The sequence below is a fragment of the Ornithinicoccus sp. genome (assembly GCF_057176825.1).
Genome location: NZ_CM169976.1, coordinates 1,957,939 through 1,982,251, shown reverse-complemented (window position 1 = coordinate 1,982,251; position 24,313 = coordinate 1,957,939). Strand labels below are relative to the sequence as shown.

The window sequence follows — 24,313 nt, the reverse complement described above, 5'->3', positions numbered from 1 at the left end:
CACCCTAGAGTGCTGCGGGTGACCGATCAGACCCGCCTCCGGACGTCCCTGCTCACCGACCACTACGAGCTGACCATGATCCAGGCCGCCCTGGCCGGTGGCACCGCGCATCGACGCTGCGTCTTCGAGACCTTTGCCCGGCGGTTGCCGCACGGGCGCCGGTACGGCGTGGTCGCCGGGACGGGTCGCTTCCTGGAGGAGCTGGCCCGCTTCACGTTCGGCCAGGAGGAGCTGGACTTCCTGCAGCGGACGGGGGTCGTGGACGAGCCGACCCTGGAGTTCCTCGCGGACTACCGCTTCTCCGGCGACATCTGGGGGTATGCCGAGGGCGAGTGCTACTTCCCCGGGTCCCCCGTGCTGGTGGTCGAGTCCACCTTCGCCGAGGGGGTCGTCCTGGAGACCCTGGCGCTGTCGATCCTGAACCACGACTCCGCGGTGGCCGGCGCGGCGTCCCGGATGACCGCCGCCGCCGGGGACCGTCCCTGCATCGAGATGGGGTCGCGCCGCACCCAGGAGTGGTCCGCGGTGAGCGCGGCCCGGGCCGCGTACGTCGCCGGGTTCACCGCCACGTCCAACCTGGAGGCCGGGCGCTCCCACGGGGTCCCCACGATGGGGACCGCCGCGCACTCCTTCACGTTGCTGCACGACGAGGAGCGGGAGGCGTTTGCGGCGCAGCTGGACAGCCTGGGATTGCAGACCACCCTGCTGGTCGACACCTACGACGTCACTGCCGCGGTCGAGCTCGCCGTCGAGTTGGCCGGCCCCGCACTGGGCGGGGTCCGGCTGGACTCCGGCGATCTGCTGGAGCAGGCGCACGAGGTGCGTCGCCAGCTGGATGGGATGGGCGCGACGGACACGCGGATCGTGGTCACCTCAGACCTGGACGAGCACGCGATCGCCGCCCTCGCGGTCGGCACCCGTGGACGCCTACGGCGTGGGCACCAACGTCGTCACCGGCTCCGGCGCCCCGGCAGCCGGCATGGTCTACAAGCTCGTCTCGCGCGAGAACTCCTCGGGTCAGATGGAGGCGGTGGCCAAGGCCAGCAAGGACAAGACCTCCGTCGGCGGTCGCAAGTTCGCGCTCCGCAGGCGCAACGCCACGGGGGTGGCCGAGGCCGAGGTGCTCGGGATCGGCCAGGCACCGGAGGACGATGGCGACGACCGCGCGCTCCTGGTGGAGCTGGTCCGGGGCGGAGAGGTCATCGCCCGCACCGACGCCGCGTCGGCCCGCGAGCACCACGCCATGTCCCGCGCCGAGCTGCCCACCCGCGCGCACCGCCTCTCCCCCGGCGACCCGGCGATCCGCACCCTCTACCAGGACGAGGTCTCCCGCGTGGAGGTCGAGGGGCGCTGAGCCTCCGGTCCCGTCTACGGTGGGCAGATGAGCACGGCACTGATCATCGTCGACGTCCAGAACGACTTCTGTGAGGGCGGCTCGCTGGCCGTGACCGGTGGCGTCGCGGTCGCCGGCGCCATCGCCGCCCACGCCACTGGCAGCGACACGGCATACGACCACGTCGTGGCGACCGCGGACTGGCATATCGACCCCGGTGACCACTGGTCGGACACCCCGGACTTCGTGGACAGTTGGCCGGCGCACTGCGAGGTGGGCACGCCGGGGGCCGACTTCCGACCGGAGGTGGCGCCCGCCCTGGAGCGGGTCGAGGCAGTGTTCCGCAAGGGACGCTACGAGGCGGCCTACAGCGGCTTCGAGGGGGCGGCGGAGGTCGACGGACGCGAGGTCGGCCTGGCGGACTGGCTCCGGGCACGATCGGTCGAGGAGGTCGCCGTCGTCGGCATCGCGACCGACCACTGCGTGCGGGCCACGGCACTCGACGCGGCGCGGGAGGGCTTCGCGACGACCGTCCTGCTCGACCTGACCGCCGGCGTCGCACCCGAGTCCACCGAGGCCGCCGTGGAGGAGATGCGCGCGGCGGGCGTCACCGTCCGCCCCTGACCCCCCTGCGGGCGCAGGCGAAGCCCTCAGCTGGTGCTGAACACCTCGCCGCTGCCCGGGCTCTCCTCGCCGCCCTTGCCCCGGGGGTCCAGGCCCTTGACCCACGACCGGGCGTAGAGGCCGTCGTCGACCGCCCGGCCGGCCTCGCCGAGCTCGAGGGGGCGGAACGTGTCGACCATCACGGCCAGCTCGTCGAAGTAGTCGACGCCGATCGACTTCTCGGTGGCGCCGGGCTGCGGGCCGTGCGCGTGGCCGCCGGGATGCACCGAGATCGAGCCCTTGCCGATGCCGGATCCCTTGCGCGCCTCATAGTCGCCGTCGACGTAGAACATGATCTCGTCGGAGTCGACGTTGGAGTGGTAGTAGGGCACCGGGATCGACAGCGGGTGGTAGTCCACCTTGCGCGGCACGAAGTTGCAGATCACGAAGTTGTGGCCCTCGAAGACCTGGTGCACGGGCGGCGGCTGGTGGACCCGGCCGGTGATCGGCTCGAAGTCAGCGACGTTGAACACGTACGGGTACAGGCAGCCGTCCCACCCCACCACGTCGAGGGGGTGGTAGGGGTAGGTGTAGGCGGTGCCGACCAGGCCGCCGGTCGAGTGCTCGCCACCCCCGCGGTGCTTGATCAGCACCTCGGTGTGCGCGGCGGCGTCCTCCCCGACGTCCTCGGCCAGCAGCGGTCCCTCCGGGCCCCGCAGGTCCCGCTCGCAGTACGGCGCGTGCTCAAGCAGCTGACCGAACCGGCTCAGGTAGCGCTTGGGCGGGGTGATGTGGCTGTTCGCCTCGATCGCATAGGCCCGCAGCGGCTCGACGTACCCCTCGTCCCCCTCCACCCGCGGGATCCAGCGGTGGGTCGTGGCCCGCGGGATCATCATGTAGTCGCCCTGCGCCACCTCGAAGGCGCCGAAGATCGTCTCCACCCGCGCTCCCCCACGCTCGATGTAGACGCACTCGTCACCGATGCCGTTGCGGTACCACGGGCTCACGGTGTCGGCCACGACGTACAGCAGCCGGACGTCCCCGTTGCCGAGCACCAGCCGGCGCCCGGTGACCACGTCGACCCCGCGGCGCTCGTCGTCGGTGGCGAACAGGTCGTGCAGCTTCAGGTGCCGCGGGGTGATCGGGTGGTTCGGCACGGTCGCCATGTCGCCGAGGTCCCACACCGCCGCGTCGGCGATCGCCGAGGGGATGTTGCGGTGATACAGCAGCGAGGAGTCCGAGGAGAAGCCCTCCTCGCCCATCAGCTCCTCGTAGTAGAGGTTCCCGTCGGCGTCGCGGTGCTGGGTGTGCCGCTTCGGGGGCACGTTCCCCGCGCTGCGGTAGTGGGCCATGGCGAACTCCTGGATCAACCGTGCGTCCGATTAACGGACGGCTCTGTCTCGGGCTCTTTCACCATGCAGTAGCCTGCCGATCGTGTCAACGAGGACGGCAACCGAGGCCAGCCACCACTCCGAGCGCTCGCTCTTCGCCCGGCTGCTCGACGACGCCGCGGTGTTCCCGCCGGGACTGGCCCCCGTGGAGACGGCCGTGGCCGACTACCTGGCCCGCCGCCGGGGCCCGTATGCCGATCTGGTGGGTCCGCTGCTCATCCCCGCCTCGGGCGCCGCGCGGCTGCACGAGACGATGGCCCAGGTCCCCGTGCGCCGGCCCGTCCCCGTGGTGCTGATCGCGCGACCCGGCACCTCCCTGGACCAGGCGGAGATCGCGCTCAGCATCCTGCGGGGCACGGGCGGGATCACCCTCGCCGGGCTCGAGATCGCGCACCAGCCCGACTGGTCGGCCGCGCTGCGCCACGACCTGCCGCTCGCGGTGGAGGTGGGCAGGGACCCGCAGGCCCAACGTGCGGCGCTCGCCTCGCTGGCGCAGGCGAGGGACCAGGCGGTGGAGCTGCGGGCCAAGCTGCGCACCCAGTCGGTCGGGGACGACCCGCTGCCGACCGCCGAGGAGCTGGCCGCGTTCCTGCTGGGCTGCCTGCGCCGCGAGTTGCCGTTCAAGTTGACCGGAGGCCTGCACCACGCCGTCGCCCGGACCGTCGACCTCCCGGACGGCGGGTCCGAGGACCAGCACGGCGTCCTCAACGTGCTCCTGGCCACGCACCGCGCGATGACCGGTCACGAGGCCGACGATCTCGTCGAGACACTCCTGGTCCGCGATCCGGACTCGCTCGTGGAGGCCCTCGCCGCGCTCACCGACGAGGAGGTCGGTGCGGTGCGCAGTCGCTTCACCTCCTACGGTTGTTGTGGTGTCCTCGACCCGATCGGGGAGCTGCACGACCTCGGCCTGATCAGCGCCTGACCGCCCACCGGACCAAGGAGCCCGACACCCTATGAGCACCACCTGGCTCGACCTGCCCCCCGACCACCCGTATGGCCCCCACCACCTCCCCTACGGGGTGTTCACCACCGGCGCCGACGACACCAGGCGCCTCGGGGTCCGGATCGGCGACCAGGCACTCGACCTCGCCGGGGTGGCCGGGTCCGTCGGTGCGCCGTGGGCCGAGGTCGTCGCCTCCGGCAGCCTCAACCCGCTGTTGGCGGCGGGGCCGGCGACATGGAGCGCGGTGCGCTCCCGGGTGCAGCAGCTGCTGGCCGACCCCGCGGCACGGGAGACCGTGGAGCCGCACCTGCATCCGGTCGATAGCCTCACCCTGCACCTGCCGCTCCGGGTGGCCGACTACGTCGACTTCTATGCCAGCGAGCAGCACGCCACCAACGTCGGCAGCATCTTCCGCCCCGACGGGGCGGCGCTCACGCCGAACTGGAAGCACCTGCCGATCGGATACCACGGCCGCTCGTCCACGGTCGTCGTCAGCGGCACCGACATCGTCCGCCCGACGGGTCAGCGCAAGGGCCCGGACGACCCGGCCCCGGTGTTCGGCCCCAGCGTGAAGCTCGACATCGAGGCCGAGGTCGCCTACGTGGTCGCCGGGGCCACCACCGTCGGCTCCCGGGTGAGTGTCGAGGAGGCCTCCGACCACCTGTTCGGGATCGCGCTGTTCAACGACTGGTCGGCCCGGGACATCCAGGCCTGGGAGTACGTCCCGCTCGGGCCCTTCCTGGGCAAGTCGTTCGCGTCCTCGATCGCGGCGTGGATCACGCCCCTGGAGGCACTCGCCGCGGCCCGGGTCCCGCTGCCCACCCAGAACCCCACCCCCCTGGACTACCTGCGCGGGGCCGAGGACTCCGCATACGGGCTGGACCTCGAGCTGGAGGTCCGGCTCAACGGCACGCTCGTGTCCCGGCCGCCCTACCGCACGCCTGTACTGGTCGCCCACGCAAATGCTGGCGCACCTGACGGTCAACGGCGCCGCACTCTCCGACGGGGACCTCTTCGCCTCCGGCACCGTCTCCGGGCCCGACCCGGACACCCGGGGTTCGCTGCTGGAGCTGACCTGGAACGGCGCCGAGCCGATCACCCTGGACGACGGGTCGACGCGCACCTTCCTGCAGGACGGGGACACCGTGACGATCACGGCGACCGCACCGGGCCCGGAGGGGTCCCGCATCGGGCTCGGCGAGGTCACCGGCACCATCCGGCCCGCGGTCTGAACCCGCGGGTCACAGGTGGTCGGGCACCACGAAGTTCTCGGGGTCCTCGGGGTCCCGTCGCACCGGCATCGCCGCCAGGGCGGCGCGGGTGAACTGCACCGCTGACGCCACCAGGGCGGAGCGCTTGCGCTCGGACAACCGCTCCCAGGCACCCTCCCGGCGCTTGTCCACCTGACGGCGGACGACGTCGGAGGCTGCCCGGTGCCACTCCTGCTCGGAGAACTCCGGGTGCGCGCCGGTGGTCGGTCGCTCCGGCAGCCCACCGAGGACGGGGAGCACGAGCTCGCCGGCCGCGGCCCGGTGCTGGTACTGCTGCAGCGCGCTCGCCTGCTGCCACGCCTCGTCGGGGTCCCGCCGCCGCCAGGGCGGACCGGCGGCCGCCATGGTCAGCCGGGCGGCTGCCTCGACCGCGGTCGTCAGCTCCTGCTCGGTGAACTGCACGGTCAGCGCTTGCGGACGACGTTCGTCTTCGCGACCTTGTCGTGGATGGCCTGCTTGTTCGGGTCCCACAGCGGCCACAGGCCGTTGAGGATGGTGAACAGCCCGGCCAGGGTGCCGAGGAAGTTCTGCCCGCTGATCAGGGAGGGACCGGACCAGATGGCCGTCCGGATCCCCACTGCGGACCACGGCAACGGGCCCGGCTGGTCGCGCAGCCGCACCCGCAGCCCGGTGATCAGCTTGCCCAGGGTCGCGCCGAACTGCTTGAGCATCAGCGCCTCGTAGGCGATGGACACCACGCCGCTGACCAGACCTATCCGCAGCAGGTCGGACTCGATGCTCGAGGGGACAACGGGCATCGTGGAGGACCCCTGCTCGGAGGCCTCGATCACGGCGTCAAACCAGCGCCCGAAGTTGTCCATCAGGTCGGGGGCGATCACGGTGACCGAGAGCACGCCGACCAAGGCGGAGAGCAGGATCGCGTCCAGGATCCTGGCCAGCAGCCGCAGCCACCACCCGGCCAGCGGCTGGCCGTCCGGGGTGCTCGGCCCCGCCGCCATCCCCGTGTAGGCGCCGCCGGGCATGGGCTCGGCCCACCCGCCCTGTTGCCCGTAGGGGCTCGGCCCTCCCTGCGCCCCAGGCTGGCCCTGGCCAAACTGCTGGCCCTGGCCGTACTGCCCCTGGCCGTACTGGCCCTGTCCGTACTGGCCCTGTCCGTACTGGCCGTACTGGCCCTGTCCCTGACCCTGCGCGGGCTGCTGGCCCTGCCCCTGCCCCTGCCCCGGTGCCTGCCCGTACTGCCCCCGCTGCGGGGATCCGATCGAGGAGTCACCCAGCCCCGGCTGGTGCTTGGGGCTGGTGTGGTTGGTCCACTGCACCCCGTCCCAGTAGCGCATCACATTCGAATCCTGGGGGTCGTCGTACCACCCTGCCTCACGTGTCATGCTCCAAGGGTGACACGTCACGGTCCCAGGACCGGCACCGCCTCGCGCGAGGGATCCGGTTCGGGCGGCCGTCCTTGCGGGTCAGGGCGTCCTTGCGGTCAGTGCGTCGCTGCACCGTCGTCCGGCGAGCCCCCGACGGCCTCGGCCACGCGCCAGGCCGCTGCGAGGACGGCGTCGGCGACCTGCGACCCGTCCAGGGGCTGCATCGACACCAAGCCCACCGAGGCCTCCAGTCCGGGCACCCCGAGGACGGGCGCGGCCACACCGTGGGCACCGGACTGCAGCTCCCCGTGGGTGAGGACCGGGCCGTCCCGGCCCTCACGGCCGGCTAGCACGGCACGGCCGGCCGCTCCCTGCGTCAGCGCGTGGCGGGTCCCGACCCGGTAGGCCACGTGGAAGTCGGTCCAGCTCGGCTCCACCACGACCAGGGCCACCGCCTCGGTCCCCTCGACCAGGGTCAGGTGCGCCGTCGCCCCCGCGGTGTCGGCGAGGTCGCGCAGCACCGGCCGTGCCGCCCCGACCAACATCGGCCGGACCGCGACCGACAGCCGGGTCAGCCCGACGCCCAGCCGCACCCGCCCGTCGCTGCCGCGAGTTACGAAGTCCCGGGCCAGGAGGGTGGCCACGAGGCGATACACGACGGCCCGACCCACCCCGAGACGGGTTGCCAGGTCACTGATCGTCAGGCCCCCGTGGGCGGACGGCCCCCCGAGCAACTCCAGGATGCGTAGGCCCCGATCCAGGGTCTGGGCGGTCTCCGGCCCGGTCGCGCCCCTCGGCGCCGGATCGTTCATCCCCGCACGGTAGCAACGCCGGGCGGAGGGCGACAGTCCCTGCCCGAGCGCCGAATCAGCGGCTCAGCGCCGCCCGACGATCCAGCGCCGGATCACCTCGACCCGGGCGCCGACCTGCTCCCCCGTGGCCGTCGCCAGGTCGGGGCCGCCACAGGTGCGCCGCAGCTCGGCGTGCACGACCGCGTGGGGCTGGCCCGACTTGCGGGCATAGGCCGACACGAGGCTATTCAGCTCCTTGCGCTGCTGGGCCAGCGCCCGGTGCGCCGAGAGCCGGTCCGCAGCCTGCTGCCCGCCGCCGCTGCGCTGCTGCTTGCGCTGGCGCTCCCGCAACAGGTGGCTGACCTGGTCCGGCTCGAGCAGTCCGGGCAGCCCCAGGTAGTCCTGCTCCTCCTCGCTGCCGGGCAGCGCGCCCATCCCGAACTGCTGGGCGTCGAAGAGCACGTGGTCGAACTCGGCGTCGGACTCCAGCGCCTCGAAGGTGCCGTCCGGGTCCAGCACCTGCTCCTGCTGCTGGGCACGGGCCAGGAGGTCCTCCTCGGGGGACCACAGGTCCTCCTCGCCGGCACCGGCGTCGGCCGTGCGGTCCAGCGCGTGGTCCCGCTCGAGCTCCAGGTTCGCGGCGTGCTGCAGGATGAGCGGGACGCTGGGCAGGAACACCGAGGCCGTCTCCCCGCGGCGACGGGCCCGCACGAAGCGACCGATCGCCTGGGCGAAGAACAGCGGTGTCGAGGTGGAGGTGGCGTAGACGCCGACGCAGAGGCGGGGCACGTCGACCCCCTCCGACACCATGCGGACGGCCACCATCCAGCGTGCGTCGCCCTCGGCGAACTCCTCGATCCGGGCGGAGGCCCCCGCGTCGTCGGAGAGCACGACCGCGGGCTTCTCCCCGCAGATCGACTCCAGCCGCCTGGCATAGGCCCGCGCCGAGGACTGGTCCGAGGCGATCACCAGCCCCCCGGCATCGGGCACGTGGTGCCGCACCTCGCTGAGCCTGCGGTCGGCGGCGGCGAGCACCGACGGGATCCACTCCCCCGCGGGGTCCAGCGCGGTGCGCCAGGCCTGGGCCGTCACGTCCTTGGTCAGCGGCTCCCCCAGCCGGGCCGCGACCTCGTCGCCCGCCTTGGTCTTCCACCGCATGTTGCCGCCGTAGGCCAGGAACAGGACCGGGCGCACCACCCCGTCCCGCAGCGCCTCGGCATACCCGTAGGTGTAGTCCGCGCTGGAGCGCAGCACCGCCTGCTCGTCGAGCTCGTAGCGCACGAACGGGATGGCCGCGGTGTCAGACCGGAACGGCGTGCCGGTGAGCGCCAACCGCCTGGTCGCGGGCTCGAACGCCTCCCGGATCGCCTCGCCCCAGCTCAGCGCGTCACCCCCGTGGTGGATCTCATCCAGGATCACCAGGGTGCGGGCCGCCTCGGTCCGGGCCCGGTGCAGCATCGGCTTGCTGGCCACCCCGGCGTAGGTGACGGCCACCCCCCGGAAGTCCCCGCCGTGCCGCCCCTGGGAGTTGGCGAACCGGGGGTCGATCGCGATGCCCACCTTGGCCGCCGCCTCGGCCCACTGCGTCTTCAGGTGCTCGGTGGGCGCCACCACGGTGACCCGGTCCACCTCGCCGCGGTCGAGCAGCTCGGTGGCCACCCGGAGGGCGAAGGTCGTCTTGCCCGCGCCCGGCGTCGCGACGGCGAGGTAGTCCCGCGGCTGCTCGGTCAGGTAGGTCTCGAGCGCAGCGGCCTGCCAGGCCCGCAGCTTGGGCGCGGTGCCCCAGGCGGCACGGCCCGGGTAGGCAGGAGGAAGGTGGGAGGCGGCGGAAGTGGACATCGCCGCTCAGGATAAGAAACTTCCGGCGACGACATGCCCGGGGGGCCGTTGCGGCCGCGCGGCCCCCGGCGCGTGTTATAGCCTCACTCGCCGCCGTCCTGCGGCGCTCGTATGCCGTCGTAGATCTCCTTGCAGGCTGGACATACCGGGAACTTCTTGGGGTCCCGCCCCGGCACCCACACCTTGCCGCACAGCGCCACCACCGGGTCGCCGCTCATCGCGCTCTCCAGGATCTTCTCCTTGCGCACGTAGTGGGCGAACCGTTCGTGGTCACCCGGCTCGCTCAGCCGCGGGTCGGTGCTGGTGTCCTCCCGCTCCAACAGCGCGGTCCGGGTCGACGGACCGGTCGGTTCCTCCGGCGCGTCCAGCGGCTGGGGCGGCTCGGACATGGCGATGGTGGTGGGCTCGTCCATGGGGTCAGTCTAGAGCCGTCGTATGCCGTGTGCCCGGCCTGCCGGGACCCCGGCGGCAGGGTGGTGGCTCAGTTCCGCTCCGGGTGGTCGGTGTGCGTCGCGACCAGCGACAGGGTGTTGCGCTGTCGGACGAGCACCTCACGCCACAGCCCGGCAGCATCGGCCTGGAAGGGGTCGCGCGCCTCGCACGGCACGACGTACCACGCTCCCTCACGGAGCTCCCCGTCCAGCTGCCCGGGGCCCCATCCGGCATACCCGACGAAGATCCGCAGCCCGGCGAGCTCGGGGATCACCACCGGCGGGGGTGCGTCGAGGTCGACCAGGCCCAGACCCCCGAAGAGCAGGGAGATCCCCAGCCGGTCGTCCGCGTGGTCCCCCGGCACGCTGACCAGGCCCATGGCGGTGTCCATCCCGACGGGGCCGCCCTGGAACAGGTGGCCGGGCGGCGTCACGTGCGGTTGCCACTCGGGCAGCACGGCCGCGACGTCGGCCTCCAGCGGCGCGTTGAGCACCAGCCCGTGCGCCCCGTCCTCGTCGTGGTGCAGCACCAAGACGACGGAGCGCCGGAAGAAGTCGCCGGTCAGCGGCGTCGCGACCAGGAGTTGCCCGGCCGTGGAGCCGTGGCCGCTCACGGCTCGCCCCCGGTCTGCCTCCTGCTCCGCAGGACGCGGAGCACGAGCACCGCTGCGGCCACCCCGAGCGCGATCCCGACGAGGTCCGCGGCAAGGTCCCACGGGTCGGCGACCCGCGTGGTGGTCAGCCAGGCCTGGAGCGGCTCGGAGACCACCGCGTGCGCCACCACGAGCCCCACGGCCCATGGCCGCCGGAGGAGCACGGCGAGCGCCGCCGGTGCGCCGAAGATCAGCAGGTGGCCCACCTTGTCGTCGTGCGGGAAGTAGGGCGTGCCCGATCCGGTCGACAGGTAGAGCAGGTAGACCTGGGCCACGAGCAACGCCGCGAAGAGGCACCAGCCGATGCGACGCGCGGAGCTGCCCCCGGACTCGGGTGCCGGCACGGCCGGTGCGCCCCGCCGCTGCGGGGACCAGGACGAGCGTTGCTCAGTCCGACTCGGCATGCTCGGTCCCGGGGCGGCCGGCCCCGTTGTTCAGGGACTCCCCCAGCGACAGCGGCCCGACGACCTCGACCTCACCGACCTTCACCTCCGCCTCGCGGGCCTCGTCCTCGGCCCTCGCCACGTCGGCCACGGCACGGGCGACCGCCTTGGTGACACGCGGGTTGAAGACGCTGGGGATGATGTAGGTGGGGTTGCGCTCGTCGTCGCTGACGACGTCGCCGAGGGCGATCGCGGCGGCGAGCAGCATCTCGTCGGTGATCTTGTCCGTCCGGGCGTCCAGCAGGCCGCGGAACACCCCGGGGAACACCAGCACGTTGTTGATCTGGTTGGCGAAGTCGCTGCGACCGGTCGCCACCACCGTGGCGTGCTGGGCCGCGGCCCCCGGGTCGACCTCGGGCACCGGGTTGGCCATCGCGAAGACGATCGCGTCGTCGGCCATCGCGGCGATGTCCTCACCGGTCAGGATGTCGCCCGCCGACACCCCGATGAACACGTCCGCGCCCACGACGGCGTCGCGGACGGTGCCGGTCTGCCCGTCGGGGTTGGTCTGCGAGGCGATCCAGGCCATCGTGCTGTTGTCCCCGCGCGCGATGTCGTCCCGCTGCGGGTGCAGGATGCCGTGGAAGTCGCTGACGACGACGTGACGGGCCCCCGCCCGCAGCAGCAGGCGCAGGATGGCGGTGCCCGCGGCCCCCGCGCCGGAGAGCACGATCCGGACCTCGGACAGGTCCTTCTCGACGACCCGCAGGGCGTTGCGGAGGGCCGCGACCGTCACGATGGCCGTCCCGTGCTGGTCGTCGTGGAAGACCGGGATGTCCAGCTCCTCCCGCAACCTCGCCTCGATGTGGAAGCACCGGGGGGCGGAGATGTCCTCCAGGTTGATCCCCGCGAATCCGGGCGCGATGGCCTTGACGATCCGCACGATCTCGTCGGCATCCTGGGTGTCCAGACAGATCGGGAAGGCGTCGATGTCGGCGAACCGCTTGAACAGGGCAGCCTTGCCCTCCATCACCGGCATCGCCGCCAGCGGGCCGATGTCCCCCATCCCCAGCACCGCGGTGCCGTCGGTGACCACGGCCACGGTGTTGCGCTTGATGGTCAGCCGGCGCGCGTCCTCGGGGTTGTCGACGATGGCCTGGCACACCCTGGCCACGCCCGGGGTGTAGACCAGCGACAGGTCGTCGCGGTTGCGGATCGGCAGCTTGGACTCCACGCTCAGCTTCCCGCCCAGGTGCACCAGGAAGGTCCGGTCGCTGACCTTGCCGATCTCGACGCCCTCGACCGAACGCATCGCCTCCACCACCTGGGGCACGTGCTCGGCGCCGCGGGTGGAGACGGTGAGGTCCGCGCGCAAGCGCTGGGTGCCGGACTCGGTGATGTCGACCGCGGTCACCATCCCCCCGGCCTCCTCCACCGCCCCGGAGATCTCACTGACCACGGTGGCCCTGGCAGGCAGTTCGAGGCGGACGGTGATCGAATTGGACACAGAGGGAGCCGCTGGAGACATGGCCCCCATTCTGTCCCACCCGGCCGCCCTCCGGGGACGCCGGTCGTGGCGCGTCGCGAGAGGCCGGGAATCTCCGGGCGGGGTCTGGTGGTTGCACCCCCCATGAGCACCGTGGAACTGACCTCCGAGAACCTCGACCAGACCCTCGACGAGAACTCGATCGTCCTGGTCGACTGGTGGGCCTCCTGGTGCGGACCGTGCCGCGCCTTCGCCCCCGTCTATGAGGAGGCGTCCGAGCGACACACCGACGTCGTCTTCGGCAAGGTGGACACCGAGGCCCAGCCGGAGCTGGCGGCCGGCGCCCAGATCTCCTCGATCCCGACCGTGATGGCCTTCCGCGACGGGGTGCTCCTGTTCGCCCAGCCGGGCGCCTTGCCCAAGGCCTCGCTGGAGGAGCTCATCCAGCAGGTGCGTGACGTCGACATGGAGCAGGTGCGTGCCCAGTTGGCGGCTCAGGGTGAGTCCTGAGAGGGGTTCGCGCGACCTGACCTGGGTCGTCGCGCTCGCCGCGTGCTTCTGGGGCCTGTCCGGCCTGCTCCGCGAGCCGCTCTCGCAGGTCCTGGACGCCCCGACGATCGTGGCCTACGAGCACCTGGTGCTCGTGCTGTTGGTGAGCCCCTGGTTGGTGCAGGCACTGCGCAGGTGGGCGGCTGCGCCAGCGCGCGTGCGGGTATCCGCCGTCGTCATCGGCGCCGGGTCGTCCGCACTGGCCACCACCCTGTTCACCGCCGCCTTCCGACTGGGTGACCCGATCACCCCGCAGGTGTTGCAGAAGCTCCAGCCGGTGGTGGCGATCCTGCTGGCTGCCGCCGTGTTGCAGGAGCGGGTGCGGCCGCGGTTCGCACTGTTCGCCGTGCCCGCCCTGGTCGGCGCCTGGCTGATGAGCTTCCCGGACCCGCTCTCCGTGCGGGTGACCGACCTGCAGGCCGCCCTGCTGGCGCTGGGCGCGGCCACGCTGTGGGCGGGCGGCACCGTGTTCGGCCGGCTGGTCGACACCGAGCTGGGGCCCCGCAACACCCTGGTGCTGCGGTTCGCCTTCGGCCTGCCGGCTGCTGTCCTCATCGTGCTGCTGACCGGGGCCCAGCTCACCATGCCGGTGGAGCTGGTGCCGCGGCTGGTGCTGTTGGCGCTCATCCCCGGCGCCGCCGCGCTGACCCTCTACTACGTCGGGCTGCGTCGCACCCGTGCGTCCCGGGCGACCCTGGCGGAGCTGATGTTCCCCGTGACCGCCGCCATCGTGGGGGTGACCCTGCTGGACGCGAGCCTCACCGCGAGCCAGTGGTTCGGGGCCGCCGTGGTCGTGGCCAGCGTGACGGGGCTGGCGCTGCACGAGGGCAGCGCCAAGCGCCCGGCGGTCGTCGCGGCGACCCGTTGACAGGGCCGGGCAACCGCACAGTGCGACGTGCCACCCGCAGGTGGTGGAGGTGGCGGGAATCGAACCCGCGTCCGCTGCCGGGGAATGAGGACTTCTCCGGGTGCAGTGCGCTATGGAGTTTCTCGGCCCCAGGGCTCGCGCGCACACGTTCCCTGACAGGCCCAGTTGAGTGAGAGTCCCGCGTGATCCCCCAACATGATCACGCAGCAAGTTCCCTAGCTGACGCCAGTCACTGAGTCGGGAACGAGCTCAGGCTGACGGACTTCGGGGCTCGCTCAGGCGGCGAGGGCGAAGTCGGTGCGCTTGGAATCGGCACCTATTGGTTTGCAAGGAACGTTAACGAGATGACCTTGCCTTCTCGACCCGCTTCTCCGCATTGGCCGAACAACGTCGAAACCGATCACCCCCATGGTCGGGGGCACGTCGCACTGTGCAGTTGTCAAGAAGCCCGCAGGACCTGACGGCCCCGCTGGGAGGATCCAGCCTACCCCGTCAACGCGCAGAGCCACCAACGCATTCCGCGCGCCCGGGGCACCGGGGCGGTCGTCTACAGTGAACGATCGTGACCCACTCTCCTGCCGGCAATCCGGCTTCCACGGGCCCTGGTGCCCTCCGCGTGCTCTTCACGCTGACCCTGACCTTCATGGGCGCGCTGGTGATGCTCGGCATCGTCGCCGTGCTCATCGCCCCCGCCGTGGTGCTGCCGCCCGTCTGGGTGAGCCTGGGCCTGCTGGTCCTGGTCGTTGCCACGGTCGGCATGTCGGAGGTGCTGCTGCGTGGCGTCGGCCCGCTGCTGCCGGACGCCACCGGGGCGGAGGCGTTCGCCGCCGTCCAGCCCGTGCACATCACCCGGATGGCGCTGCTGGAGGCCCCTGCCATCGTCGCGCTGGTGGTCATGTTCGTGCTGCCCGAGCAGTCGTTCGTCACCTACCTCATCGGGGCGGTGCCCGCGCTCATCGCGATGACGATTCTGGTGGTGCCGCACCGGATGACGCTGGAGCGCTACGAGCAGGCGCTGGACCGGCGCGGCGCACGGTCCGGGCTGGTCGCCTACCTGACGGGCGAGCCGCGCTGAGCGTCCGCCGACACTGAGCGTCAGCCGCCGCTGAGCGTCAGCCGCCGTGCTGGCGCAGGTGCGCCGACATGGCCCGCTGGGCCTCCATCCGGTCTTGGCGCTCCCGCAGTGTCTGCCGCTTGTCGTGCAGCTTCTTGCCCTTGCCCAGGCCCAGCTCGACCTTCGCCCGGCCGTCCTTGAAGTAGAGGGCCAGCGGCACGATCGTGTGCCCGGCCTGCTCGGACTTGGCGATGAACTTCTCGATTTCCGCACGGTGCATCAGCAGCTTGCGGCGGCGCCGCGCGGAGTGGTTGGTCCAGGTCCCCTGGGTGTACTCGGGGATGTGCACCCCCTCGAGGTACAGCTCGCCGCCGTAGTGCACGGCATACCCGTCGACGATGGTGGCCCGCCCCATCCGCAGTGACTTCACCTCGGTCCCGGTCAGCACCAGGCCCGCCTCCACGGTGTCCTCGATCAGGTACTCGTGGCGCGCCTTCTTGTTGCTGGCAATGAGCTTGCGCCCCGTCTCCCTGGTCATCCGTCCGTCCTCGTCGTGTGTCGCACCGAACGACCCAGGCTATCCGGCGGCAGGGCCGCTCGGCCAACCGTTAGCGGGCGCGGGCCGCCGGGGCCCTCACAACCAGTTGCGCGGGTTGACGGGCACGCCGTTCTCGCGGGTCTCGAAGTGCAGGTGGCACCCGGTGGAGACCCCGGTGGTGCCCACGTAGCCGATGACCTCCCCCGCCGAGACCGTCCCCGAGGTCCGCTCGAATCCGCTCAGGTGCAGGTAGGAGGTCGTCAGGTTGATGTCGCGCATCACCCCGTGGTCGACGATCAACTTGTTGCCGCCCCCGCTGGTGAAGCCGGAGAAGATGATCGTCCCCGAGGCCGCGGCCCGCACCGGCAGCCCGCAGTTCGCGGCGAAGTCCAGCCCGGCGTGCAACCTCGGGTAGCCGAGCACCGGGTGGAGGCGGTAGCCGAACTCGCTCGAGGTCGGCGCGTTCACCGGCGACGTCAACGGGCCGCCCCGGTTTGCCGGGGGTGCGGGCTTGGGCTGCGGGGCCGGTGCCGGCGTGGTCGCCGCGGGGGGTGAGGGCGCCGGGGTGGTCTCCCGGGCCCGCTCCTCCCGCTGCCGCCGCTCCTCGGCCTCGCGCTCGCGCTGCTCCGCCTCGGCGCGCTTGCGGGCCTCCTCGTCGGCGATCCGCTGCTTCTCGGCCTCCTCCTCGACCTCCAGGCCGTACTTCTCCTCGGCGAGGCGCGACAGCTCCTTCTGCAGGTCGGCGGACTCGGCCTCGGCCACCGCGAGGTCGGCCTCCAGCTTCTCCTTCTCCTTCTCCAGCGCGAGGCGGTCCTGCTCCTGCTGGGCCTCCAGCGCCTCCAGGTCGATCTTGGCCTGCTCGGCCTCGTCGCGGGCCTCCGCAGACCGGATCACGTTGGCCTCGGCCTCGGCCAGCAGCAGGGCGATGTCCCGCCGCACCCCGGCGAGACGGTCCTGCTCGGCGACCTCCTGCGCCTGCTGGGTGCTGAGCTGCTGCAGCGTGTTGTCCTGCACCCGCAGCACATTGCGCGCCCTGGACATGTCCCCGAGCACGTCGTCGCTGCCGGCGAGCACCTCCAGGGTCCGCGTCAGGTTGCCCAGTCCGCCGGTCTTGTAGCTCTCCCGGGCGATCGACCCGGCGGCCGCCTGGGTGCGGGCCCGCTGGCTGGCCACGTCGTCCAGGCTCTGCTGGATCTTCTCCTCGTTGGCGTAGGCCAGGGTCAGCTCGCCGTCGATGCGCTCCGCCTCGGCCTCGGCGTCGGCCAGCTCCTGCTCCGCCTCGGCCAGGTCGGTGCGGGCCTGGTCGACCTTGACGGTGGTGGCCGCGAGCTTCTCCTGCGCCGTCACCAGTTCCTTGGAGGTGTGCTCCAGGTCGTGCTCCAGCTCGCTGATCTGCCCGTCGACGGCCTCCCGGTCCTGCTGCGCCTCGCGCTGCTGCCGTTCGACCTCGGCCATCCGGTCCCGGATGTCGTCCAGCGCCAGCGCGGGGGTCCCCATCGCCAGGAGCCCGCTGAGGGCCAGCGCGGTGGCCGCGCCGAAGCGGCGGTATGTCGTGGGTCGGGTCATCATGTCGTCCTCACCTCGTCACACACGGACGTGTCGGATCAGGGCCAGCCAGGAGGTCACGATCGCCAGCACCGCGGCGCCAGCGACGAGGAGCGGGGCGACGGCCCACAGGTCGCCGGTGCCGATCAGCCCCACGATGCCGCCCTCCCCCGCGAGTAGTTCGGTCAGGAATCCCGCGATGCCGTAGTGGACCATCGCGTAGAGCAACCCCACCGCCAGGACGGCACCGAGCAGGGTGGCCAGCACCGTCTCGATGATGAAGGGGGTGTGGATGGTGAACGCGGAGGCGCCCACCAGACGCATGATCGTGGTCTCCCGGCGCCGACTGTATGCCGTGAGCCGGATCGTCGTGCTGATCAGCAGCACCGAGCAGATGACCATCGCCCCGGCCAGGGCCACCGCGCTGATGCTCACCGCGTTGAGGAAGGTGAAGAGCTTGTCCACCACCTCGCTCTGGTCCTCCACGCTCTCGACCCCCGGCGCCCCCTGGAAGGCGCTGGCGACCACGTCGTATTTCGTGGGGTCGGACAACTGCACGCGGAAGCTCTCGGGGATGGACTCCTGGGGGATGTTGTCCAGCACCGGGGAGTTGCGGAACTGCTCGCGGAACCGCTCGTAGGCGTCCTCGTTGGACTCATACCAGTACTGCTCCACCAGCGGTTCGAGCCCGTCGAGGTCCCGGGCCAGCTGGTCCCGCTGCGCCTCGGTCACGCCGCCCCCGGCGCAGGAGGCGACGTCGGTGTTGTCGGGGGTGCACAGGTAGATGGAGACCTGCACCCGGTCGTACCAGTACCCCTTCAGCGTGTCGACCTGGCGCTGGGCGAGGAGCCCGCTGCCGAGGAAGAAGAGCGACACCATCGTGACCAGCACGACGGAGACGAACATGGAGGTGTTGCGCCGCAGCCCGTTGGCGACCTCCCCGGCCAGGAACCCCAGCCTCATGCCAGTTCCACCTCGACCGCCTCGTACTCCCCCTCGGCCTGGTCACGGACCACCTGGCCGTCCCGCAGCTGGATGACCCGCTTGCGGAACTCGTTGACGATGGTGGTGTCGTGCGTGGCCATGACCACGGTGGTGCCGGCCCGGTTGATCCGGTCCAGGATGGCCACGATCTCCTGGCTGATCGTCGGGTCCAGGTTGCCGGTCGGCTCGTCGGCCAGCAGGATCGCCGGCTTGTTGACCATGGCGCGCGCGATCGCCACCCGCTGCTGCTCCCCACCGGACAGCTCGTGCGGCATCCGGCGGGCCTTGTCTGCCAGACCCACCAGCTCCAGCGTCTCCGACACCTGCTGTCGGACCGCGTGGCGCTTGGTGCCGAGCACCTGGGGCACGTAGGCGATGTTCTGGGCGACGGTCTTGCCGCTCAGCAGCCGGAAGTCCTGGAACACGATGCCGACCTGGCGCCGCAGCTGGGGGATCTTGCGGTTGGGCAGGGTGGACAGGTCGTGCCCGGCCACCAGCACCCGGCCTCTGGTCGCCTCCTGCTCCAGGATGATCAGCCGCATCAGCGTCGACTTGCCCGACCCGGAGGCACCCACGACGAAGACGAACTCGCCCCTGCCGATGTCCACGCTGACGTCCTGCAGCGCCAAGGGGTCGCCCTTGGCATACCGCATGGTGACGTTCTCGAACGTGATCATGAGTGGGCCTCGTCGGTCGGGTCGACCGGGCACGAGGGGGCATCGCGGACCGGCCACCCGTGGCCACGTCTCGACCACAGGCACCAGCAGGTTACGTCCGTGACAGGAGTGAAACGGGGATACTGGTGTTCTCGGCGTGCCCCGCCACCCCGCGGGGGCGCGGATGCACCCACACCGCTACGACAGCCGGTAGAATGGCCGCCGCACCCCACCGGCACTCCTGCAGGGACCTTCACCGACATGACGGATTCCGCGGCCCTCCCGCGCGCCCTCCACGGCCCGACCACGCCCTCCCGCCGTGGTCTGCTCGCCGGCGCCCTCGGCGTGGCCGGCGCGCTGGCCCTGACGACGGCGGCCGCCGCCCCCGGCCATGCGGCATACGCGGGCCGGGGCACGACCCAGCCGACCCTGGCACTGGGCGTCATCGGCGACCACGTCCACGCGCTCCAGCAGGCGCTGACCCGCAAGGGCTACTGGCTCGGGGACCTGGACGGCTACTTCGGCCACCTCACCGAGCAGGCCGTGTATGCCGTGCAGAAGGCGCACGGCCTGACCCCGGACGGCCGCTTCGGGCTGCGGTCGCTCACGGCGCTCGGCGGGAGCCTGCCGGCCCCGCGCTCTCCCGAGCCCCGTCTGCCCGGGTCACGGATCCAGCGCGGCGCCCGCATCGAGATCGACCTGGCCGCCCAGCTCCTGAAGGTGGTCCAGGGCGGGGTCACCACGATGGTCTTCAACACCTCGACCGGCAACGGCGAGCCCTACGACTGGTACGGCCGCACCCTGGCGGCCACCACCCCCACCGGCACGTTCACCGTGTTCAACACCTACGCCCCGGGCTGGCAGCCCGGCCCGCTGGGCGATCTCTACCGCCCGCAGTACTTCAACGGCGGCATCGCGGTGCACGGCTCCGAGTTCATCCCGCCGTGGCCGGACTCCCACGGCTGCGCCCGCGTCTCGGTGGCCGCGATGGACATGTTCTGGGAGTCCCGGATCATGGCCATCGACACCCCTGTCGCCGTCGTCTGAGGGGTCCCTCCCCCGACGGCCGGCTCCGCGGCGTGACCGGCTACTCGGCGTTCCGCTCCAGCGCGCGCTTCCAGCGGATCCCGGCCTCCAGGAAGGCGTCGATGTCGCCGTCGAGCACCGCGCCGGTGCTGCCGACCTCGTGCTCGGTGCGCAGGTCCTTGACCATCTGGTAAGGGTGCAGCACGTAGGAGCGCATCTGGTCCCCCCACGAGGCCTTGATGTCGCCGGCCAGCTCCTTCTTCGCCGCCTCCTCCTCCTGCTTCTTCAGCAGCAGCAGGCGCGACTGCATCACCCGCAGTGCGGCGGCGCGGTTCTGGATCTGGCTCTTCTCGTTCTGCATCGAGACGACCGTGCCGGTCGGCAGGTGAGTCATCCGGACCGCGGAGTCGGTGGTGTTGACCGACTGACCACCGGGGCCAGAGGACCGGAAGACGTCGATCTTCAGGTCGGACTCGGGGATCTCGATGCTGTCGGTGCTCTCGATCAGCGGGATCACCTCGACGGCGGCGAAGCTGGTCTGGCGGCGGCCCTGGTTGTCGAAGGGGCTGATCCGGACCAGCCGGTGGGTGCCGGCCTCCACGGCCAGGGTGCCGAAGGCGTAGGGCGCCTTGACCTCGAAGGTCGCGGACTTCAGCCCGGCCTCCTCGGCATAGGAGGTGTCCAGCACCGAGGTCTGGTAGCCGCGGCGCTCGGCCCAGCGCAGATACATCCGCATCAGCATCTCGGCGAAGTCGGCGGCGTCGACGCCACCGGCCCCGGCCCGGACCGTCACCACGGCGTCGCGCTCGTCGTACTCCCCGTTGAGCAGGGTGCGGACCTCGAGCTCGCTGACAGCCTTCTGCAGGGCGGCCAGCTCCTTCTCGGCCTCGGCCAGGGCGCTGCGGCCCTCCTCCCCGCCCTCCTCGACACCCAACTCGACGAGGGCCTCGAGGTCCTCGACCCGGGCCTCCATGGAGGTCACCCGGTCATGCTCGGCCTTCAGCCGGGACAACTGGCTGGTGACCTGCTGGGCCGCCTCGACGTCGTCCCACAGGTCCGGCGCGGACGCCTTGGTCTCCAACTCGCCGATCTGCGCCTCGAGCTTGTCGAGGTCGCTCACCTCCGCGATGGACCGGACGGTCGACCGTAGTGCCTTGATCTCGCTCTCGAAGTCCACTGCCACGAGGAGACAGCCTACGCGAGCCGCGGGGCCGGGCCGCCCGGCGGGCGTCGGCCGACGGGCCCGCTCCGCCCCGGGGGGACGCCCTCAGGCAAACTGCACCTGGCGGACCAGGCCAGAGGGGACCCGGGTGAGCAGCCACTCGACGGCCTCCCGCGCGGACCAGCCCTCGACATACCGGGTGATCAACTCCCTGGCCCCGGCGAGGTCCTGCCCCAGGGTGACCAGGCGGGCCTCCTTGTAGCCGTCCTTGCGCTCCTGGCCCAGGCCGATGTTGGCCATCAGGCCGTTGCAGAGGCACTTGCGCCCGACGGTGGCCTCCTCGTCGCCGCCCTTCTTGAGGTACATGTGGACCGGCTCGGAGGGGCAGCGGTAGCCGACCTCGCCGTCCTCCTTCTCATACGGGGTGCGCAGGTAGGAGAGGTCGCAGAGCCGGGGCCGGGCCTCGTAGGTCTCCTCCTCGCTGGCGGTGTGCTCCAGGCTGGCCACCTTGAACGGGAAGCCGGTCGGGCTGGCCAGCGGGTCGTTCTTGACCTCGAGCCGGCCGGCCCGCAGCTCCTCGAGCATGCTGTCGCGCGTGGCGTCGGTGATCCCCGAGTCGCGGGACAGGGCGAACAGGGTGCCCACCTGGACCCCCGCGGCCCCGGCGTCCAGGGCCTCGGCCACCCGCTCCGGCGTGCCGTAGGCGCCGGCGAGCCAGAAGGGCAGGCCGAGCTCGACCATCTTGGCCAGGTTGGCGTCATCGCGCGGCCCGTAGACGGGCTCGCCACGCTCGTCCAACTGCATCCGGCCCCGGGGCGGGGCACTGTGGCCGCCGGCGGGCGGGCCCTCGACGACGAAGCCGTCCGGACGGATCTCGGGGTCCCGGTAGAGGTAGTTGGCCAGGGCATCGGCCGAGACGATCGCCAGGAAGTCGGGGCGGCGGACCGGGGGCAGTGCGTCGCCGAGCAGGTCGACCGGGTCGACCTCGATGTGCCGGGTGATCCGGCCGCCCAGGACGTCGGCCGTGATCCGACCCACCCGTCCGTGGGCCAGGTCGGTGAGGAGCTTGGGGATTTCGCGCGGGATGCCCGCGCCCATGAGGACGTAGTCCACGCCGGCGAGCATCGCGCCGAACAGCGCGGTGGGCGTCGCCATCTGCACCTTCTCCAGGCAGTTGATGCCGACCACGCCGTCGTGCCCCTCCTTGGCCAGCCAGACCTCGGCGAAGTTGCCGACGACGGCCAGCTCCTGGCCGGCGCGGGCCGTCTCCAGGGTGAGCTTGGGGATGGGCTTGTAGGGGGTGCCGGGCGCCCGGCCGCCCTCGACGTAGTACTTGTCCATGACACGGGCGGCCATCTCCGCGCAGGGGAATGCCGCGAGGGCGCGGCGCATGTGGCCGCCGGGGTCGCCGTCCTGCAGCCTGCGGGAAAGCACGGCGTCCATGGCCGTGCCGGACACGACGCCCATCTGACCGGTCATGGCGACCTGCCGGGCGAGCTGCCAGGACGAGACGGCCACGCCCATGCCGCCCTGGATCACGACGGGCTTGGTGGTGGGAGCCACGTGATGGCCTCCTCAAAACTTGCGGGTGTCAGAACTTACGACTCCGTAGGTTCCGCTTCCGTAGGTTACGGTATCGTAGGAAGCCGTCCAGGGGCCACCCCTGCAGGTCACCCCTGTCCCCGGGGGTCGGGAGTAGCATCTCGGGCCATGAGCGAGCCCGCCTCCCCCACCGCCGTCCCGGTGCCCACGTCCTGGTACAACATCGCCGCAGATCTTCCCGAGCCGATCCCGCCGCACCTGCACCCCGGCACCAAGGACCCGGTCGTGGTCGAGGACCTGCTCGGCCTATTCCCGAAGGCCCTGGCGGAGCAGGAGCTGAGCACCGAGCGGTGGATCGAGATCCCGGAGGAGGTGCGGGAGGTCTACGGGTCCTGGCGCAGCACCCCGCTGCTGCGGGCCCGCCGTCTGGAGCGGGCTCTGGGAACCCGCTCGCGGATCTATCTGAAGTACGAGGGTGCCAGCCCGGTCGGCAGCCACAAGCCGAACTCCGCGGTCGCCCAGGCCTACTACAACCAGCAGGAGGGCATCACCAAGCTCACCACGGAGACGGGCGCCGGCCAGTGGGGCAGCTCCCTGGCCTTCGCCGGCGCACTGTTCGGCCTCGACGTGGAGATCTGGCAGGTCCGCGCCTCCTACGAGTCCAAGCCGTACCGGCGCCACCTGATGGAGCTCTACGGCGGCGTGGTGCACTCCAGCCCCTCGGAGCTGACCGAGTCCGGCAAGGCCATCCTGGCGAGCTCCCCGGACACCACCGGGAGCCTCGGGATGGCGGTGAGCGAGGCGGTGGAGGTCGCCGTCGGCGACCCGGCGGCCCGCTACGCCCTCGGCAGCGTGCTGAACCACGTGGTCCTGCACCAGACCGTGATCGGCCAGGAGGCGATCGCCCAGCTCGCGGCCTGCGGGGAGGACGGCGCCGACGTCGTCTTCGGCTGTGCCGGCGGCGGGTCCAACCTGGGCGGCCTGTCCTTCCCGTTCCTCCGGTCGGTGCTGGCCGGCGACGCCTCCCTGCGGGTGGTGGCGGCCGAGCCGGCCGCCTGCCCCTCCCTCACCGAGGGTGAGTACCGATACGACCACGGCGACTTCTCCGGGATGACGCCCCTGCTGAAGATGTACACCCTCGGCCAGGACTTCGTCCCCGACCCGATCCACGCCGGCGGCCTGCGCTATCACGGGATGGCCCCGGCGCTGAGCCATGCGGTCCACCTCGGGCTGATCGACGCGGTGGCCGTCGAGCAGGAGACCGCCTTCCACGCCGGGGTGCTGCTGGCCCGCACCGAGGGGCTGGTCGCGGCCCCGGAGTCGACCCACGCACTCGCCGCGGCCTTCCGTCACGTGCAGGACAGCGACGCGGAGGAGACCGTGGTGATCGGGCTCTCCGGGCACGGCAACCTGGACCTGCCGGCCTACGGCGACTTCGTGGCGACCTTCCCCGGCTAGCGCACTACTCCAGGTCTGAGCGCGCCCGGGTCTGCACGGTGATCGTCACGCTCCCGCCAAACGGGTCCAGGATCCGGCTGATCACCGGGATGTTCGCCTGCTCGGGTCATCGGCCCCGGCTCGTGCGGAAGGCGAGCGGACAGGCCAGTTGAGTCAGTCCTCTCGGGTGTTTGGCTTCCGCCATCCACCAATTGGGTAGATGCCGACCACGCCGCAGGCCCCGAGATCATGCCCCGAGCCCTCCCAGATGTCTGTCTGGAGCGAGCTCGGGTCGCGCTGGGTGGGGCCGATCAGCCAGCGGCTGCCCTATCCCCACGAGCGGGCAGCACGCGAGGGCTCTTCGCCGTGCTCGGCTGCGCGGTTGAGTCGCGATATGACCTCGGCCTCGGTCAATCGGTCGGCGATTTCAAGTCGAACCGGAGACGATGCAATGGGTAGGTGTACCGCTGTCGCCAACCACGTCGCGAGGCGGACGGTTG

At 71.7% G+C, this 24,313-nt stretch carries 22 protein-coding genes, 1 other RNA gene and 2 pseudogenes; 9 read left to right on the top strand and 16 right to left on the bottom strand.

Features of this window, described 5'->3' with window-relative positions; all coding sequences use genetic code 11:
- The first annotated feature begins 75 nt into the window (after nt 1-75).
- Nucleotides 76-1,354 (top strand): annotated as a pseudogene (locus AC1QRC_RS09900) (nicotinate phosphoribosyltransferase).
- 27 nt (nt 1,355-1,381) lie between these two features.
- Complete coding sequence (locus AC1QRC_RS09895; protein ID WP_484203170.1) at nt 1,382-1,957, top strand: isochorismatase family protein; 576 nt, start codon at nt 1,382-1,384, stop codon at nt 1,955-1,957.
- Nucleotides 1,958-1,983: 26 nt separating this feature from the next.
- On the opposite strand, the gene AC1QRC_RS09890 is transcribed toward AC1QRC_RS09895, so the two are convergent.
- A complete protein-coding gene (locus AC1QRC_RS09890; protein WP_484203169.1) occupies nt 1,984-3,288 on the bottom strand; it encodes a homogentisate 1,2-dioxygenase domain-containing protein in 1,305 nt (434 codons plus the stop codon).
- Nucleotides 3,289-3,370: 82 nt separating this feature from the next.
- Here AC1QRC_RS09890 and AC1QRC_RS09885 point away from each other — a divergent pair, with 82 nt between their 5' ends.
- On the top strand, nt 3,371-4,252 hold the full coding sequence (locus tag AC1QRC_RS09885; RefSeq protein ID WP_484203168.1) for a hypothetical protein: 882 nt from the start codon (nt 3,371-3,373) through the stop codon (nt 4,250-4,252).
- Nucleotides 4,253-4,283: 31 nt separating this feature from the next.
- Nucleotides 4,284-5,505: pseudogene (fahA, locus tag AC1QRC_RS09880) on the top strand (fumarylacetoacetase).
- Nucleotides 5,506-5,514: 9 nt separating this feature from the next.
- On the opposite strand, the gene AC1QRC_RS09875 reads toward fahA, so the two are convergent.
- The 8 genes from AC1QRC_RS09875 to AC1QRC_RS09840 all read right to left on the bottom strand — a co-directional run bounded on the left by AC1QRC_RS09875 (nt 5,515) and on the right by AC1QRC_RS09840 (nt 12,494).
- On the bottom strand, nt 5,515-5,946 hold the full coding sequence (locus tag AC1QRC_RS09875; RefSeq protein WP_484203167.1) for a hypothetical protein: 432 nt from the start codon (nt 5,944-5,946) through the stop codon (nt 5,515-5,517).
- Nucleotides 5,947-5,948: 2 nt separating this feature from the next.
- On the bottom strand, nt 5,949-6,887 hold the full coding sequence (locus AC1QRC_RS09870; protein WP_484203166.1) for an RDD family protein: 939 nt from the start codon (nt 6,885-6,887) through the stop codon (nt 5,949-5,951).
- 98 nt (nt 6,888-6,985) lie between these two features.
- On the bottom strand, nt 6,986-7,681 hold the full coding sequence (locus tag AC1QRC_RS09865) for an IclR family transcriptional regulator (protein WP_484203165.1): 696 nt from the start codon (nt 7,679-7,681) through the stop codon (nt 6,986-6,988).
- 63 nt (nt 7,682-7,744) lie between these two features.
- Nucleotides 7,745-9,499, bottom strand: a complete 1,755-nt coding sequence (locus AC1QRC_RS09860) for a DEAD/DEAH box helicase (protein ID WP_484203164.1) — start codon at nt 9,497-9,499, stop codon at nt 7,745-7,747.
- An 83-nt stretch (nt 9,500-9,582) separates the two neighbouring features.
- Nucleotides 9,583-9,888 (bottom strand): DUF3039 domain-containing protein, encoded by a 306-nt coding sequence (locus tag AC1QRC_RS09855; protein ID WP_484206610.1) that lies wholly within the window; start codon nt 9,886-9,888, stop codon nt 9,583-9,585.
- Nucleotides 9,889-9,980: 92 nt separating this feature from the next.
- A complete protein-coding gene (locus tag AC1QRC_RS09850; protein WP_484203163.1) occupies nt 9,981-10,544 on the bottom strand; it encodes a YqgE/AlgH family protein in 564 nt (187 codons plus the stop codon).
- Nucleotides 10,541-10,987 carry a VanZ family protein gene (locus AC1QRC_RS09845; RefSeq protein ID WP_484203162.1) on the bottom strand — a complete coding sequence of 149 codons (447 nt, stop codon included), beginning with the start codon at nt 10,985-10,987 and terminating at the stop codon, nt 10,541-10,543. Before AC1QRC_RS09845 ends, AC1QRC_RS09850 begins: the two co-directional genes overlap by 4 nt.
- The gene (locus tag AC1QRC_RS09840) at nt 10,971-12,494 is read right to left on the bottom strand and encodes an NAD-dependent malic enzyme (protein WP_484203161.1); all 1,524 of its coding nucleotides are present in this window, start codon (nt 12,492-12,494) and stop codon (nt 10,971-10,973) included. The genes AC1QRC_RS09845 and AC1QRC_RS09840 overlap by 17 nt, the downstream gene beginning before the upstream one ends.
- 102 nt (nt 12,495-12,596) lie before the next feature.
- Between AC1QRC_RS09840 and trxA the strand changes: the two genes are divergently transcribed.
- Together trxA and AC1QRC_RS09830 are read left to right on the top strand one after the other, a co-directional pair.
- Complete coding sequence (gene trxA / locus AC1QRC_RS09835; protein ID WP_484203160.1) at nt 12,597-12,962, top strand: thioredoxin; 366 nt, start codon at nt 12,597-12,599, stop codon at nt 12,960-12,962.
- The gene (locus AC1QRC_RS09830; RefSeq protein ID WP_484203159.1) at nt 12,952-13,869 is read left to right on the top strand and encodes a DMT family transporter; all 918 of its coding nucleotides are present in this window, start codon (nt 12,952-12,954) and stop codon (nt 13,867-13,869) included. Before trxA ends, AC1QRC_RS09830 begins: the two co-directional genes overlap by 11 nt.
- 41 nt (nt 13,870-13,910) lie before the next feature.
- Here the strand turns inward: AC1QRC_RS09830 and ssrA are convergent.
- Nucleotides 13,911-14,277: a transfer-messenger RNA gene (gene ssrA / locus AC1QRC_RS09825) on the bottom strand.
- Nucleotides 14,278-14,431: 154 nt separating this feature from the next.
- Between ssrA and AC1QRC_RS09820 the strand changes: the two genes are divergently transcribed.
- Nucleotides 14,432-14,944 carry a hypothetical protein gene (locus AC1QRC_RS09820; protein ID WP_484203158.1) on the top strand — a complete coding sequence of 171 codons (513 nt, stop codon included), beginning with the start codon at nt 14,432-14,434 and terminating at the stop codon, nt 14,942-14,944.
- A 37-nt stretch (nt 14,945-14,981) separates the two neighbouring features.
- On the opposite strand, the gene smpB is transcribed toward AC1QRC_RS09820, so the two are convergent.
- The 4 genes from smpB to ftsE all read right to left on the bottom strand — a co-directional run bounded on the left by smpB (nt 14,982) and on the right by ftsE (nt 18,667).
- Nucleotides 14,982-15,461, bottom strand: a complete 480-nt coding sequence (gene smpB, locus AC1QRC_RS09815) for an SsrA-binding protein SmpB (protein ID WP_484203157.1) — start codon at nt 15,459-15,461, stop codon at nt 14,982-14,984.
- A gap of 96 nt (nt 15,462-15,557) precedes the next feature.
- Complete coding sequence (locus tag AC1QRC_RS09810; RefSeq protein ID WP_484203156.1) at nt 15,558-17,030, bottom strand: peptidoglycan DD-metalloendopeptidase family protein; 1,473 nt, start codon at nt 17,028-17,030, stop codon at nt 15,558-15,560.
- A gap of 15 nt (nt 17,031-17,045) precedes the next feature.
- Nucleotides 17,046-17,969: a permease-like cell division protein FtsX gene (gene ftsX / locus AC1QRC_RS09805; RefSeq protein WP_484203155.1), complete on the bottom strand. Its 924-nt coding sequence runs from the start codon at nt 17,967-17,969 to the stop codon at nt 17,046-17,048.
- A complete protein-coding gene (ftsE, locus tag AC1QRC_RS09800; RefSeq protein ID WP_484203154.1) occupies nt 17,966-18,667 on the bottom strand; it encodes a cell division ATP-binding protein FtsE in 702 nt (233 codons plus the stop codon). The genes ftsX and ftsE overlap by 4 nt, the downstream gene beginning before the upstream one ends.
- Nucleotides 18,668-18,907: 240 nt before the next feature.
- On the opposite strand from ftsE, the gene AC1QRC_RS09795 reads away from it, so the two are divergent.
- Nucleotides 18,908-19,693 carry a L,D-transpeptidase family protein gene (locus tag AC1QRC_RS09795; protein ID WP_484203153.1) on the top strand — a complete coding sequence of 262 codons (786 nt, stop codon included), beginning with the start codon at nt 18,908-18,910 and terminating at the stop codon, nt 19,691-19,693.
- A 40-nt stretch (nt 19,694-19,733) separates the two neighbouring features.
- Here the strand turns inward: AC1QRC_RS09795 and prfB are convergent, their stop codons facing one another.
- Nucleotides 19,734-20,855 (bottom strand): peptide chain release factor 2, encoded by a 1,122-nt coding sequence (prfB, locus tag AC1QRC_RS09790; protein WP_484203152.1) that lies wholly within the window; start codon nt 20,853-20,855, stop codon nt 19,734-19,736.
- Nucleotides 20,856-20,939: 84 nt separating this feature from the next.
- Entirely contained in the window at nt 20,940-22,397 is a 1,458-nt protein-coding gene (locus AC1QRC_RS09785) for a nitronate monooxygenase (protein ID WP_484203151.1), read from the bottom strand.
- Between the two features lie 147 nt (nt 22,398-22,544).
- Here AC1QRC_RS09785 and AC1QRC_RS09780 point away from each other — a divergent pair, with 147 nt between their 5' ends.
- Nucleotides 22,545-23,834 carry a TrpB-like pyridoxal phosphate-dependent enzyme gene (locus AC1QRC_RS09780; RefSeq protein ID WP_484203150.1) on the top strand — a complete coding sequence of 430 codons (1,290 nt, stop codon included), beginning with the start codon at nt 22,545-22,547 and terminating at the stop codon, nt 23,832-23,834.
- The last annotated feature ends 479 nt before the right edge of the window (nt 23,835-24,313 follow it).